The 15,132-nt window shown below is 29.8% G+C and carries 12 protein-coding genes; 4 read left to right on the top strand and 8 right to left on the bottom strand.

From position 1 onward, the window contains the following. Positions 1–212: 212 nt before the first annotated feature. Positions 213–1,565 carry a UDP-N-acetylmuramate--L-alanine ligase gene (locus tag P161_RS0101250; RefSeq protein WP_026775280.1) on the top strand — a complete coding sequence of 451 codons (1,353 nt, stop codon included), beginning with the start codon at positions 213–215 and terminating at the stop codon, positions 1,563–1,565. Here the strand turns inward: P161_RS0101250 and P161_RS0101245 are convergent. The 6 genes from P161_RS0101245 to trkA form a co-directional block, all read right to left on the bottom strand. Next, entirely contained in the window at positions 1,549–2,661 is a 1,113-nt protein-coding gene (locus tag P161_RS0101245) for a nucleotidyltransferase family protein (RefSeq protein WP_026775279.1), read from the bottom strand. The two genes, P161_RS0101250 and P161_RS0101245, sit on opposite strands and share 17 nt — an antisense overlap. Continuing rightward, entirely contained in the window at positions 2,651–3,787 is a 1,137-nt protein-coding gene (locus P161_RS0101240; protein ID WP_026775278.1) for a hypothetical protein, read from the bottom strand. The genes P161_RS0101245 and P161_RS0101240 overlap by 11 nt, the downstream gene beginning before the upstream one ends. A gap of 84 nt (positions 3,788–3,871) precedes the next feature. Further along, positions 3,872–4,051, bottom strand: a complete 180-nt coding sequence (locus P161_RS0101235; RefSeq protein WP_026775277.1) for a hypothetical protein — start codon at positions 4,049–4,051, stop codon at positions 3,872–3,874. A gap of 28 nt (positions 4,052–4,079) precedes the next feature. Beyond that, positions 4,080–7,139, bottom strand: a complete 3,060-nt coding sequence (locus tag P161_RS0101230) for a lamin tail domain-containing protein (RefSeq protein WP_026775276.1) — start codon at positions 7,137–7,139, stop codon at positions 4,080–4,082. Between the two features lie 183 nt (positions 7,140–7,322). Then, entirely contained in the window at positions 7,323–8,822 is a 1,500-nt protein-coding gene (locus P161_RS0101225) for a TrkH family potassium uptake protein (RefSeq protein ID WP_026775275.1), read from the bottom strand. A 2-nt stretch (positions 8,823–8,824) separates the two neighbouring features. Continuing rightward, positions 8,825–10,171, bottom strand: a complete 1,347-nt coding sequence (gene trkA / locus P161_RS0101220; RefSeq protein WP_026775274.1) for a Trk system potassium transporter TrkA — start codon at positions 10,169–10,171, stop codon at positions 8,825–8,827. Between the two features lie 110 nt (positions 10,172–10,281). Here trkA and radC point away from each other — a divergent pair, with 110 nt between their 5' ends. The 3 genes from radC to P161_RS0101205 all read left to right on the top strand — a co-directional run bounded on the left by radC (position 10,282) and on the right by P161_RS0101205 (position 13,275). Further along, positions 10,282–10,968 (top strand): DNA repair protein RadC, encoded by a 687-nt coding sequence (gene radC, locus P161_RS0101215; RefSeq protein ID WP_026775273.1) that lies wholly within the window; start codon positions 10,282–10,284, stop codon positions 10,966–10,968. Positions 10,969–11,061: 93 nt separating this feature from the next. After that, the gene (locus P161_RS0101210; RefSeq protein ID WP_026775272.1) at positions 11,062–12,366 is read left to right on the top strand and encodes a polysaccharide deacetylase family protein; all 1,305 of its coding nucleotides are present in this window, start codon (positions 11,062–11,064) and stop codon (positions 12,364–12,366) included. After that, a complete protein-coding gene (locus P161_RS0101205; RefSeq protein ID WP_026775271.1) occupies positions 12,367–13,275 on the top strand; it encodes a hypothetical protein in 909 nt (302 codons plus the stop codon). Here the strand turns inward: P161_RS0101205 and P161_RS17845 are convergent. Both P161_RS17845 and P161_RS0101195 read right to left on the bottom strand, forming a co-directional pair. Further along, positions 13,265–13,876: a DapH/DapD/GlmU-related protein gene (locus P161_RS17845; protein ID WP_051605626.1), complete on the bottom strand. Its 612-nt coding sequence runs from the start codon at positions 13,874–13,876 to the stop codon at positions 13,265–13,267. The two genes, P161_RS0101205 and P161_RS17845, sit on opposite strands and share 11 nt — an antisense overlap. Continuing rightward, positions 13,869–15,131 carry a lipopolysaccharide biosynthesis protein gene (locus tag P161_RS0101195; protein WP_302846533.1) on the bottom strand — a complete coding sequence of 421 codons (1,263 nt, stop codon included), beginning with the start codon at positions 15,129–15,131 and terminating at the stop codon, positions 13,869–13,871. Before P161_RS0101195 ends, P161_RS17845 begins: the two co-directional genes overlap by 8 nt. Position 15,132 lies beyond the last annotated feature (1 nt).

Below are 15,132 nucleotides of genomic sequence, written 5' to 3'. Positions count from 1 at the left end.
GTTATATTTTTATTATTAATATTCCATCCCTCTGGGATTTTCAGCTCCATAGGAGCGATATTTTAACGAACATTTTTGTAACATACTTACTTAAAAAATAAAATTCGTGAATTCGTGGCATTTATTTTAACGCAATTACTTTAGAGTTTATCTATAAAGAGATTTCATATTGTGCAAAGCTTTTGTATTTTTACCCTTTATAATTTTTACCTATGAACATTCATTTTATTGCAATTGGAGGAAGTGCAATGCACAATTTAGCAATTGCTTTACACCAAAAAGGATACCAAGTTTTTGGTAGTGATGACACAATTCACAATCCATCAAAATCTCGATTAGAAAAATATGGTTTGTTGCCAAAAGAATTTGGTTGGTTTCCAGAAAAAATATCATCAGATTTAGATGTGATTATTTTGGGAATGCACGCAAAAAAAGACAACCCTGAATTGCTAAAAGCACAAGAATTAGGGTTAAAAATTTATTCGTATCCAGAGTTTTTATATGAACAATGTAAAAATAAAACGCGTGTTGTAATTGGTGGTTCTCATGGAAAAACAACCATAACTTCTATGGTTTTACATGTTTTAAATTATCATGAAAGAGAAGTAGATTATATGGTTGGTGCTCAATTGGATGGTTTTGAGACGATGGTGCATTTAACTGAAGAAAATGATTTTATGGTTTTGGAAGGTGATGAGTATTTGAGTTCGCCAATTGATATGCGTCCTAAATTTCATTTATACAAACCAAATATTGCGCTTTTAAGTGGTATTGCTTGGGATCATATTAATGTTTTTCCAACTTTCGAAAATTATAAAGAACAGTTTAAAATTTTTACAGATTCCATGATCAATGGAGGAAGTATGGTGTATAACATTGAAGACGAACATGTAAAAGACGTTGTAGAATCTTCTGAAAATCACATTAAAAAATATCCTTACGAAACTCCGAATCATTTTATAAAAGACGGAATTACGTATTTAGAAACTGAAGAAGGAGATTTGCCTTTAGAGATTTTTGGGAAACATAATCTACAAAATTTAGCAGGCGCAAAATGGATTTGTCAACATATGCAAGTAGATGAAGATGATTTTTACGAAGCGATTGCTAGTTTTAGTGGTGCAAGCAAACGTTTAGAGAAAATTGCAGAAAGTAATTCGACTGTTATTTTTAAGGATTTTGCACACTCGCCAAGTAAAGTTGCAGCAACTACAAAGGCAGTAAAAGAACAATATGCAGAAAGAACTGTTTTTGCTTGTTTAGAATTGCATACTTATTCTAGTTTAAATGCTGAGTTTTTAGCAGAATATAAAGGAGCCTTAGACTTTGCAGATAAAGCCGTTGTTTTTTACTCTCCAGATGCAGTAAAAATTAAACAATTGGAAGAGGTAACACATCAACAAATAGCCAATGCATTTGAAAGAGAAGATTTGGTTATTTATACCAATCCAGCAACATTTAAAGAATTTTTGTTTGCCGAAAATTTAGAGAAGTCCGCAGTTGTTTTAATGAGTTCTGGTAATTATGGTGGTTTAGATTTTGAGGAGGTTAAGCGTTTGGTTTAGATTTTTTCAAGCCTAATTGCACCAGTTTTTCATGCTGCCAGTTTTTATCGGTTGTTCTTTTTATGAGCCAAATTCTTTTTTCCTTATCAAAAATTGAATCTTTAATAATTTTTAGTCTTTGCTTTATAAAAAGCTTTGTTTCAGTTTTTTTATGAAACTTTTTGCTTTGAGCATTATTCTCTATATTTCTTCTAAAGAAGTCAATGTATTCTTTGGTTTCTTTGGTTTCAATATATTCCAAAGATGTAGGTTTGTTAAATACAGCATAACAGGAAGCTAAAAAACAGTTTAAAGGATTTTTAAGGTTGATAAAATCATTAAAAGCCGATTTTGCAGTCGTTTTTTTAGAAAGCAGAAAAACATCATAGGCATTTCTTAAAGAAATATCTTTATAATGAAACCCTTTATCATTAATTTGTTTTGCAATAATCGATAAATTCAATTGATTTTTAAAACTCAAAAAATGTATGCCATTAATTAATTGTGCATCTTTTTTTATGAATGTATAATTGAATTCATCTGCATATGCTTCAATTAATAATTCTTTATGAATTTCTACTGCTGCAATATTATTTTCTTTCTGTAATCTCGGATAATGTTTAAACATCGGAAAATCATAGGTTGTGTCATGAACTTTAGAATACTTGAAATTTTGTAAAACCTCTATAGCTTTTGGGTAATCTTCTTTAGAGAAAATAAAATCAATATCACCCACCATTCTTTCTGCAATATCTTCATATAATTCTTCTAGAATATTTCCTGTTCCTTTTAAAAATATTGGAGTAATCTCATTTGCTAGTAATAATTTGTTAATTTCTTTAGCTTGCGTTATAATTTGCTGGTTCCTATCACGATTTAAATCTGTAATATGTATCATATACGCAACCAAATCTGTTGGTACATATATAAGAAAATCGGCTTTTTTTAAATTACAATATAAAGCAGGAAATACAAAATGAGCTGTGCTTACTTTTACAACAGCTTCCCAATCTACTGTGTTAGATTTTAGCTTGTTTTCAACAATTGTTTTATTGTGTTCTTCGTGGTTAATTGTCAAGCATTTTGCAACAAAAAGTAAGGTTTCTTTATACGTCATTCTTAAAAATATTTGAAACAGTTTTTATCATTTCTTCGTTGTTAGAATAGGTTAATTGGTAGCAATGTAAACCACCAAACCAATCTAAAAATACTTGAGCATTTTCTTTTTTGGGTGATAACCAAGAATCTGGAATTAATTGCTGAAAAGCATCAATCTTAGAAATCTTTTTACAACTAAGTTTTGCATCTTTCTCATATTTGATAAAAACCAAATCGTTGCAAGGTAAATGTGTAAAGAAATCAGTGTTATTTGGTTTTAAATAGCGAACAACTTTATTCAGTCTTGTAAAATTATATTCTTTACTGGTAGCTAGTTCTGGATATATTGGCATCAACGTTTTTAAACTATTCTGTTTGATAGATATTGCTGCAGGAAAACTATATACCTCTTGATTTTTTGCATCAACAGGAACAAAATCATCCGCTAAACACGTAAAACCATTGGCTTGTAAAAGTGCTAAAGATGTACTTTTACCATTGCCAGAATCGCCTAAAAATAACATTGATTTTTTTCCATTACTAATCGCAGACGCATGAAAAACACCTAGCCATTCCTCTTCATTCTTTTGATGTATTTTTTGAATGAATTCCATTGAAAACTTTCCTTGAAAATAATGAACATCTAAATGATTCCAAGAGCCAATATAGTGCTTGTTTACGTAAAGAAATATAAAATTAGTACTGATAAAAACCTCAAATTCATGGTCAAATTTTTCAACAGCTTCAATAACCAAATGTTCAAATTTCGGGTGAATTAAAGACCTTTCTTTATCATTTAAATACGAAATTTTAAAAATAACATCATTTATTTTATAAAACGTTACGAATTGATACGTAGTTGGTTTTTTTATATCTCTATCGTCATTGGTAGCAGCTTTCTTTTTGGAATTCTTAGGTTCATAAAGATTCTTTTTTAGATTTAGAATAAAATCCTCGGCTTTTTCAATAGGGACATCTAATTTTTTAGAAAGTGCTTTGGCGATCACTTCAACAGAAATCCCTTTGCTTAGTCTTTTTAAAATATCGGCTGTGGTATTTTCTAAAACTACATATTCATTGGTGTTTTCAAACCAAGTAATTGTTTTGTCTTCAATAACCTTATACAGCGTTTTAATTGATTTCATAGTTGCTAAATATACTTACTATAAATATATAAAAATAAAAACGCCTCAAAAATTTTGAGGCGTTTAAAGTAGTAATTATTTTTATTAAAATCCAGTTCCAGGATCTGATGGTGCAGTTGCTGATGCTGCTTGTGCTTTTTGTGGATTTAAAATCATATAAGTTCCTAAAGCAGTTAATGCTGCATATTTTCCGTAATTTCCTATTTTTTTAATAGCTGCTTTACGAGTAATTTCTTCTTGTTTATGTTTATTGTTTTTCTTCATAATGTTTGGGTATATAAAATTCTCGTAATTATTCTAATGTTATTTTTTTGTTTAAACTACCAGTTTCAGTTTCTAATTGAACAATGTAAACTCCTGTAGATAATGAAGGCAACGTAATATCTTGAACGCCATTAGAAGTAAAAGATTTGTTTAAAACTTCCTTACCTAAAATAGTATATACTTTAATATTCGCTTCTCCTTTAGACAAACCAGCAATTCTTAAATTCGAATTGTTTGTTTTATAAATACTGATGTTTTCTAAAGTTACACTATCAACATTTAAAGCACTGTTAGATTTTGTATGTAAATAAAAACGACCAATTCCATCTAAAGCAATATCTGATGTTACTTTATAAGAACTAGTTGTTTCATCTAACCTTGTAAATGTATTTGTAAATCTATCTTCTAAATATACATTGATATCAGCAGGTAAGTTTAAAGCATCAGCAGTAAACGTAATTTCTTTGTTTGCTGCAACTTTAAGACCAACTGGAATTACCATATTTTCATAGTCTGAACTTGGTAAAGATTGTGATTGGTATTTTTTACCATCACTTTCTATTAAATCAGAATAGATGACAAAAGAATGAGAAACACCTCCAAATAACTTTCCATCAAAACCTTTATCATAACCCTTTGTAGTTCCGTCGATATACAAAATTCTTGCAAAACTTTCTTTAGTGTCTTCTTTAACTGTTACATTAATTTCAGGCCTTGTATTTGCTGTTTTTTTAAACGTATCTGTACTTTGATGAGAAGCATCAGCAATTTCAAAAGTTACGTTAGCTGCTGAAGTAGCATTTACAAAAAATCCTTGTCCAGGAGCTATTTCATAAGTAGCATCAGAACCAGAAGTTAAAGTTGTATAAGATGAGCCATTCCAAAAATAAAAATCTGTATCTATGTTTGCAGAATTTGTAGTATAAAAAGTTCCTAAAGTAATAAAAGAAGTAAATGGATTCCCTATTAAATTAAAATTATTAACACCTTGAGTAAGTGTAAAAGTTTGATCAGAAGTATAAATGCCTGTTCCAGAAAATGAAACTGTTTTTGGTGCAGATAAATATAATCCATAACCTTCTCCTACATTAAAATTATCAGAACCTGTAGCTTGCAAATATCTCCAAAATCCTGTTTCTGTATCACCAGCACCAGTATTAGTATCAAAAGAAGAATTATCGTAAGTACTAATACCTCTATTATTAAATTGACCAGAAGCAACAGAATTTGCTAAAACCCATGAGTCGTTATAAGTTTCGCCTACAACTGGTGATGACATATAATACCATTGACCAGCATTTGCTAAAGTTCTATTAAAAGTTACGTTTCCTGTAAATGTATTGGTGGCAATTAAAGTAGCACCAGAATTTATTGTAGCAGAATTAACTGTTACAGCTGTGCTAACTGTTGGTTGGTTGGTGGTTTTTAGAATTTGAATATCATCACTAGCTATTGGCACTACACCTGTACTCCAATTAGAAGCTGTTGTCCAAGAATTATCTGTTGCCCCTGTCCAAGTTAATGTAGAAAAAGGCAAGTTAGAAGAATTATATCTTCCTGGAGAAGCACTTACAGGATTTGATGAAATTTCAGAATGCTTGACAAAATCTCCTGTTAAATCATCATTTCTACCAATTGATTGGTCGTCATTAGCTTCACTTCCATAAGTATAAGTTGCTATTATTGTACCACTTGAGTTTTTTAAATAAACTGTATCTCCAGTGTTGGCTAAACCTAGAATAGTGCTTTCATTAGCTGTATCCGAAATTCCTAAAATTCCTGTTGGTGTTCCACCACCAAAGATAACTACTGAACCACCTGCAGGTATTGTAGTTGCACCAAAAGTATAGCGTAATGAGCTATCTTCAACAGTATAGCCTGTTAAATCATAAGAAATTGTATCAGTATTTACGAATTCAATAAATTCATCTTCAGAAGAATCAAAAACGCCATCACCATTGGCATCTACTACTGAGCCTGGATCAGCTAAAATTTCATTAATAATAATATTTGGTAAATCGTCATCTGAAATAGAGACTGTATGGTCACTTGTAGAGATAACGACACCTGTACTGGTAGTCTCAGCCAATGTTAAAATAACTGTTTCATTAACTCTGTCTACGTCATCCTTTATCGTTAAGGAAACGTTCTGAGAACCATCTGCATTAAAGGTTAGAGAAGTAGTGTTTAAAGTGTAATCTGATACATCTGCTGTGCCAGATGGAGTTACAGACAATGTAATTTCTGTACCTGCGTGATTTACCATTGTTACTGGAATCAAAACAGTTTGATCTGTTGTAGTTTCTGTTACAGAACTTGTTGCTTCATTAAAACTAACTGTTGGTAAAGAGACACCTGTTGTTGCAGTGATAACAATATCATCAATAGCAATTTCATCTCTTGAGCCTGATCCAGCAACATCATCACTTGTCCATTGAATATACATAGAGGCTCCAATAGCTAAATTTAAACTACTAATTGTTGTTGATTTTGCTGTAGAAACCCAACTTGGACTTCCATTTGCTGCCTCAGTTGATGTAAAATTTAGACTAGCAACATTTGTATAAGTTACATCATCTATACTATGAGAAAAATTTAACGAACTACTTCTTCCTTGGTCATTATATTCCCAAATATTATAAGAAATAGCAACATCTGTAACTGTACTAGATGTATTGTTGGTTATTTTTAAGATAATTGAACCAGGAGTGAAATCAGAATTACCAGCTTGAAAACCTAAAGCATAATTTCCAGTAGCTATTTCGAAAGCATAGAGTCCTCCTGTTGAATTACCTCCTGATTTCTGACCTCTTGCAAAATCACCAGAAATACTAGTATCACCAAAATTATGTGTTCCATCACTTAAACCTATGATTTTCCATGCATCAGCATCTAAGTTACCACCAGCAGGTGTTGGTTGAAATCCAGAACCATTAAAAACACCATTGTTAACTCCACTTAAAGTAGAATCAAAATTTATAGTATAATTAGTTGCACCAGCATCAATACTAACTTGTGCTATTGTGAGATTTGTAAATAAAAGTGAAATTGTAAATAATGCAATTTTTAATAAGTTTTCTTTTTTCATAATTTGTTTTTTTTTGTGAGCTTCTAAGTTACAAAAAAAATGGACAAAAAAAAGTATATAATACTATTTAACAGTAAGATAGCAATAGTATAATATAGAAATAATGTTAATTGTTTTTTTATAAAATATATAGTAGAATTTTATGAAATCAATAAAAAATATCCTCTAAAACTAGAGGAGTTATTAATTTTTACGCCAAAAGAAAGGCGTAAACAAAATCAAAACTGTAAAAAGTTCTAATCTACCAATTAACATTAAAAAAGAGCAAAACCATTTTGCAGCAGAAGTAAGGTGTGCAAAATTATCAACAGGACTAACAGAACCTATAGCTGGGCCAATATTACCTAAAGAAGAAGCTGCTGCACCAACAGCAGATAAAAAATCTAATCCCAAAAACGTTAAAATTACAGAGGCCATGATAAAAATTAGCATGTATATGATAAAGAAAGAAAGAATATTAAAAACAATGGTTTGGTTTACAGATTTACCATCATAACGTACTGGAATAATTGCATTTGGATGCAACGCTTTTTTAAATTCTAAAAAACTGTTTTTAAGCATGATAATATGTCTTACCACTTTTACGCCTCCACTTGTAGAACCTGCAGAACCTCCTGTAAAAAAGAGTGCAAAGAAAATTCCTGTAGCAAAGAAACTCCACATGGTAAAATCGGCAGTTACAAATCCTGTTGTGGTTACTACAGAAGTTACCATGAACAAAGCATGTCTTATGGCACTTTCTGCTTCTCCAAAAACTTTAGGATGTGCAATGGTAGTTTGCAAATTAGGATCTTGAAAAAAGAAAATTAAAATGGTAATAATAGAGGAAACACCAATAATGCCAAATAAATAATATTTAAACTCTTCACTTTGAAAAACCTTTTGAATTTTCCCTTTCAATGCAAAATAGGTAAGCACAAAGTTAGTTCCTGCAACCAACATAAAAAAGATGATAATATATTGTACAAATGGTAAGTTGTTGTAAAAAGCAACACTATTGTTTTTGGTAGAAAAACCACCTGTACTAACAGTAGCCATGGCATGATTTATGGCATCAAACCAAGTCATACCTGCAAATTTTAATAGAAAAAATTGGGCAAAAGTCAGCACCACATAAATTAAATACAAACGTTTTGCAGTGTCTGTAATTCTTGGATGTAGTTTGTCTGCAGATGGGCCAGGAGCTTCAGCCATAAAAAGCTGCATCCCTCCAATTCCTAACAATGGTAAAATGGCTATTGTTAAAACGATAATACCCATTCCACCAATCCAATGTGTGGCAGATCTCCAAAACAAAATTCCTTTTGGCATGGATTCAATATCTAATAGAATTGATGATCCTGTAGTAGAATAGCCAGAAATAGTTTCGAAAAAAGCATCTGGAATACTTGGTATAGCTCCAGATAATAAATAGGGCAACATGCCTGTAATAGATAATGTTAGCCAACCTAAAGTAACAATTAAATAGCCTTCTTTTTTATGAATGCTTGTGTTTTTAGGTTTGTTTAAAAAGAAAAACAATAGTCCAATAAATACAGTAATTACTCCTGCATTTAAAATTCCCCAAGCTTCAGGTTCTAAATTAAAAAAACTAAAAGGAAAAGCAATAAACATAAAACAACCATTTAAGATGGCTGTAATTCCTAAAAATCGGTAAATTATTTTTAAATTTAAAGAACCCATTTTTATTTAAAAAGTTTTTCTACGGTAGCAATTGCTTCTGGCAAACAAAAAACGATTACTTTATCTCCAGTTCGTATTTGCATATTTCCAAAAGACATTAACGCTTTTCCATTTCTAATGATACCACCAAAAACGGCTTCTCTTGGAAAACGTAAATCTCTAATCGGTTTTTCTGTAACTTTTGCATTTGGTTTTACTTCAAACTCAAAAACTTCAGCATCGATATTGTGTAAATTTGCGAGTTCTAAAATGCCACCTTTTCTAATATGTTTAAAAATATTACTGGCTGCAATTAGTTTTTTGTTGATTAACGATTGTATTCCTATGGTTTGAGAAATATCAATATAATCCATGTTCTCAACTAAAGCTATTGTCTTTTTTACACCTTTAGACTTTGCCACTAAACAAGACATGATGTTGGTTTCAGAATTTCCAGTAACAGCTACAAAAGCATCCATTTCTCTGATGTTCTCCTCTTCTAAAAGTTCTAAATCACGACCATCACCATTTATAATTAAAGTGTCGCATAAATTTTCTGCAAGAGCTTCTGCTTTCTCTCTATTTTTTTCAATCAATTTGACCTTAAAGTTATCTTGACAAAGATTCCTTGCTGTTTTTTCGCCTATGCTACTACCACCAAGAATCATAACGCTTTTAATATCGAATTGTTCTTTACCAATAATGGGGTATAAATCTTTAATAGCATAGTTAGGTACAGAAAAATACACCTGATCATCTAAATTATAAACAGTATCTCCTCTAGGAATAATCGTTTGAGATACATTTTCTCTTTTAATGGCAATGGTAATAAAATCTACATTTTTAAACTTTTGTTTGGCTTCTTTTACTGTTAAATCTACCAAAGGAGATTTGTAAGAAAGCTCAGTACCCATTACATTAAAAAGACCACTTTCAAACTGAACAGTATCGTTAAAAGAAGATTGGTTTAGCAACATTTTTATCTCATTTGCTGCCAATTCTTGGGGAGATATCATAAAATCTACACCGAATTTTGTGAAATCTACTTCACAATTGTTTAAAAACTCAGGATTATCAATTCTTGCTATGGTTTTTTTTGCTCCTAAAGATTTACCTATTACAGAAATTGTGAAATTTGTATTCTGGCTTTCAGTAACAGCAATTAGTAAATCAGCAGAACTTATGCCAATTTCTTTTAATAATTTTATGGAAGTTGCATCACCTTTTTTGGTAATTACATCTAAGTGATTGTTGAGGTACTCTAATTTATCGCCATCAAAATCGATAATATATGTATCTTGAGATTCATAAGATAATAGTTTTGCTAAATGAAAACCAACATCTCCAGCACCTGCAATTATAATCTTCATATTTTAAAAATAAATATAGAGTGCAAAGATAAGAAGAGTTAAGGAGGTAAAGTAATAAAATACGTTTTTTAGCATTTTCAAGGTTTTTTGTACATTTATAAAAAATGATGATGGAAAAACTTACCATAAAAACTTGGGCTTTAGATGATAGACCTAGAGAAAAATTAGTTGCTAAAGGCAAATTAGCGTTGTCTGACGCAGAATTAATAGCCATATTAATTGGTTCTGGAAATAGAGAGGAAAGCGCAGTAGGTTTATCAAAAAGAATTTTACAATCTGTAGAGGGCAATATTAATACATTGGCAAAATTATCCGTAGAAAAATTATGCGAATTTAAAGGAATAGGAGAGGCCAAAGCTATTTCTATTATTACTGCTTTAGAATTGGGAAAACGAAGACAATTAGAAATTGCACTCGAAAAGCCCAAAATAAATTCAAGTAAAAACGGTTTTAATTTAATGCAGCCCATTATTGGCGATCTAAATCACGAAGAATTTTGGGTTTTATTCTTAAATAATTCCAATAAAGTTTTGGCAAAAACACAAATTAGCAAAGGGGGTTTAACAGCCACGATTGTTGATGTAAGATTGCTTTTTAAAAAGGCTTTGGAGCTTTCTTGCGTGGCTATTATTGTGTGTCATAATCATCCTTCAGGAAAATTACAGCCTAGTAATGCTGATAAACAAATTACTCAAAAAATAAAAACTGCGGGTGTAACTTTAGATATTAAATTGTTGGATCATTTAATCATTACTGAAAAAGATTATTTTAGCTTTGCAGATGAAGGGATTCTGTAGTTGACAGTAAAACAGTTTGCAGTAGGCAGTCATCAATAGACTGAAAACGCCAACTGAATATTGCCAACTGAGGACTGAATACTAAACAAAACAATGATATTAGTTTATACACATAAAATTACACCAAGAATTCGTTATATTTTTAAGCATATACTTACAAGAACTTTATTAATTCCTGTAGATTTTACTGCTAAAGTAGAAGAATTTGTGGCACATAATGGACCAAAATTATCGTACACAAAAACACCTTTAGGAAGCGAGTTTTTTATAAAAAGTAATCCGTTATTATTTGAACAAGGTGTAAACGATCTAGAAATTACAATGAATAAATGGGACGATGTACCTTGTTTTTTCGCCACCAATTTAAAGTCAGCCATCCCTTTTGATATTTTTGCAGCTAGTTTTTATTTAGTTACTCGTTATGAAGAATATTTGCCACACGTAAAAGATCTTCATGGACGTTATTCTGCTGAGCAAAGTTTAGCGTTTAAAAAAGGTTTTTTAGAACAACCAGTAGTAGATATTTGGGCGTATAAATTTTTAAAATTACTGAAAGAAAAATTTCCAGAATACGATTACAAAACAAGAACCTATACTTATATTTCTACAATTGATATAGACAATGCTTTTGCCTATAAACACAAAAGCTTAATAAGAAGTATTGGTGGTTTTTTTAACGACTTGTTTAAATTCAGATTGTTAAATGTATTGTATCGATTAGCCGTAATTTTTAATATTAAAGACGATCCTTTTGATACCTTTCAAAAATTATTAAGACTCAAAACTACCTACAATGTAAAAACTATTTTCTTTTTTTTAATTGGCGATTATACCACTTTTGATACCAATGTTTCTGCTTCAAAAAGTAAATATAGATTGCTCATAAAAGAAATGGGCGATTATGCAAAAGTTGGTTTGCATCCTTCTTATTTTACAATGGACAAAGCGAAACTTTTAAAGAAAGAAAAAGAGCGTTTGGAGCATATAACAAATACACCTGTAAAAATTTCTAGACAACACTATTTGCGCTTTAGTCTACCAGAAACCTATCAACATTTAATAGATTTAGAAATCGAAGAAGATTATTCTATGGGCTATGCTAGCAACGTAGGTTTTAGAGCGAGTACATGTACACCTTTTTACTTCTATGATTTGGATTTTGAAATTCAAACACCATTAAAAATATATCCTTTTGCGTTGATGGATACTACTTTAAACGATTATATGAAGCTAACACCAAAACAATCTTTAGGTAGAATTAGAGATTTAAAAAACGAGGTGCAAGCTGTAAACGGAACTTTTATAACATTATTCCACAACGAAAGTTTAAGTAATTATTTACGATGGAAAGGTTGGAAACGCTTATACGAATCGATGTTAAAAGTTGCCATTTCTTAAATGATAAACTACGTAAAAAGACAAGACTTAAATGTCGCAAAATATGATGAATGTATTGAGAATTCAATCCAAAGTAACATCTATGGATTTTCTTGGTATTTAGATATTGTTGCAGACAATTGGGCTGTTTTGGTTTTGGATGATTACCAAGCTGTAATGCCTATTCCCATTCGTAAAAAATATGGAATTAAATATGTATACCCACCTTTTTGGTTGTTAGAATTGGGTATTTTTTCTTTGGATGATTGCATCGATTTTAAACTTTTTTTTGATTTTCTTTTTAAGAAATTTAAAGCTGTAGAAACAAGGTTAAATACCGATAATGAAGTAAAAGAAAAAGCTGGTTTTTTGATTGATAAACAAATGCAAATGGTATCGATTAAGGAAAATTACGAAACTGTTTTTGAGGGATACAGAAAAGACAGAAAAAAAGACTTAAGAAAAGCAGAAAAAGCAAATTTGGTTGAAAAATGGAATGAGTCTCCAGCAAATTTAATTCAGCTTTTTAAAGATAATGTGGGTAAAAGAACACCTTATATTACAAATAAAGACTACTTAGTTTTAGAGGAGTTAATTAAAACTTGTATCAAAAAAGGAGTAGGAGAGATGCTTTCGATCTACAATAAAGAAAATGCATTAGTTGCATCTGGTTTCTTTTTAAAACATCAACATAAAGTAACCATTTTAGTTTCTTCTACAGATTTTAAACATCGTAAAAATGGCGAGAATACTTTTTTAATTGATCGTGCAATTTTTAAATATCAACAAAAATTTGATCTTTTTCATTTTGGGGGTTCATCTATGGACAGTATTGCAAAGTTTTTTTTGAGCTTTGGTGCAGAGACTTTTAATTATCAGCAAATTAAATTTAACAAGTTGCCTTGGTTTATTAAGATTTTTAAAGGTTAGCATTCAAAAACGCCACATATTTTTTAGGAATTTTTTTGTTAAAAATTAATTCCGATAAATTTTCTACGTACTTTTTCTTTTGCTTAATTACCTTACAAGGATTACCAACAGCAATAGAATTTGCAGGAATATTTTTATTTACCAAAGAATTTGCACCTATAATTACGTTGTTTCCAATAGTAACTTCTGGCAAAATTGTACTGTTTGCGCCAATCCAAACATGATTGCCAATCGTAATTGATTTCCCTTTTTTATGTGCTCTTAAATTATCACTTTCATGGTTTGATGAAATAATAGAAACTCCTGGACCTAACTCTATATTTGAGCCAAAAACAATACCATTATTGGCTTGTATGTAGTTGTTGAGGTTATCTCCAGGATCACATAAAATTCCTTTAGTTATTTTTTCTGGTGATAAAACTTTAGATGTAAAATGAACTGGCCATTTTACTTTTGGGTTTAATCTGAACATTTTTTGCGGAACTAAATATTGAAAAAACAACACATAATAACGCTGATACCCATATTTTGGTCGGTAATATTCAGGATAAAACCAATTTATAATCCAGCCAAAAAGAAAAAAATCTAGTTTTTTAAACATCTTTTTTTATTAAATATTTTAAGTGATTCAAAAAATAAATGAGTAATGTCAGATAGCCTAAACCACCTAAAAAAGAGAGTATAGTAATTGTTATTAATATATCATCATATATATATCCAAAATAAATTGCAATTAAATTAATTAAAAATAAGTAACTATTAAATAACAAACTTTCAAAGTTTTTATTCAGAACAACAATTAAACTACTTATGGGGTTAAATGCGGTTCTTGCAAATATAAGGATAGATAATACTAATGTAAAAATTCTTAAATTTAACCATTTTTCACTAAAAAAATATTCCAATAAATACATACCTATCGTGTTTATAATCAAAAGAAAAGCAAACATGATAAGCAAATTTGTAATTACAATTTTTTTGGTAAGTTTTAGTAATGCTTTTTTATTTTCTTTTAGTAATTCAGCTGATTTTTGAAAATAAACTTGTGATATTGATGATGATATTAAAAATAAAGGAGTTGCTAAAATTTTTATACTAAAAAAATATACTCCTGTTTCTTTAGCACCAAAAAAAGCTAGAATTAAAATTGGCATTAAATTATTAGCTAAACTATTTATGGTATTTGATGGAAGTAAATACTTTAAAATTGTACTTCTTTTTTTAATTCCAACTTTAATTTCTTTAAAATCAGGTTTGTTAATTACTTTTCTGTTTTTAAAAAAGAAAAATAGCATTAAAAGAAACTGTGAACTTAAAAAACCTATTATTAATCCTGTTAAACTAAAATAAGTGTAAAGAATAATTTGAAGACATACATTACTAATAGTTAAAAAAATTTTTGAGTTAGATATGATTGTAAATCTTTTTTGAAATGTAAATAAACTTTCATTTATCAAATTATAGCACAACAATAAAGTTCCAACAGCAGAAAATAAAAAAATATTAAAATCAACAATTTTTTTTAAAAAAAAATCAGAAAATAAAATTAATATAAGTGTAATTAATAGTGAAATTACAGGAATTAAAATAAGTAAAAAATTAAACCAATTTGCACTTTCTTTTTCGTTTTTTGAGATAACAATGCACTTATCTAACTGAAAAGTAGATATTATAGAGGTAATACTTGTAATACTAATAAATACGCCAAACAAGCCATAACCTTCTTCGCCATAAATTTTAGCTAATAAAACAGCTCCTAAAACTGCAATAACTTGTGCAATTGCTGTTCCTCTAAACATTATAAGAATATTCTTATAAAAGAAAGTTAACTGTTTTTTATGTACTTTAGTTTCCAAA

The organism is Polaribacter sp. Hel_I_88, assembly GCF_000687935.1.
In the GTDB taxonomy this organism is placed as follows: domain Bacteria; phylum Bacteroidota; class Bacteroidia; order Flavobacteriales; family Flavobacteriaceae; genus Polaribacter.
This window is presented reverse-complemented; position numbering and strand designations above follow the sequence as displayed.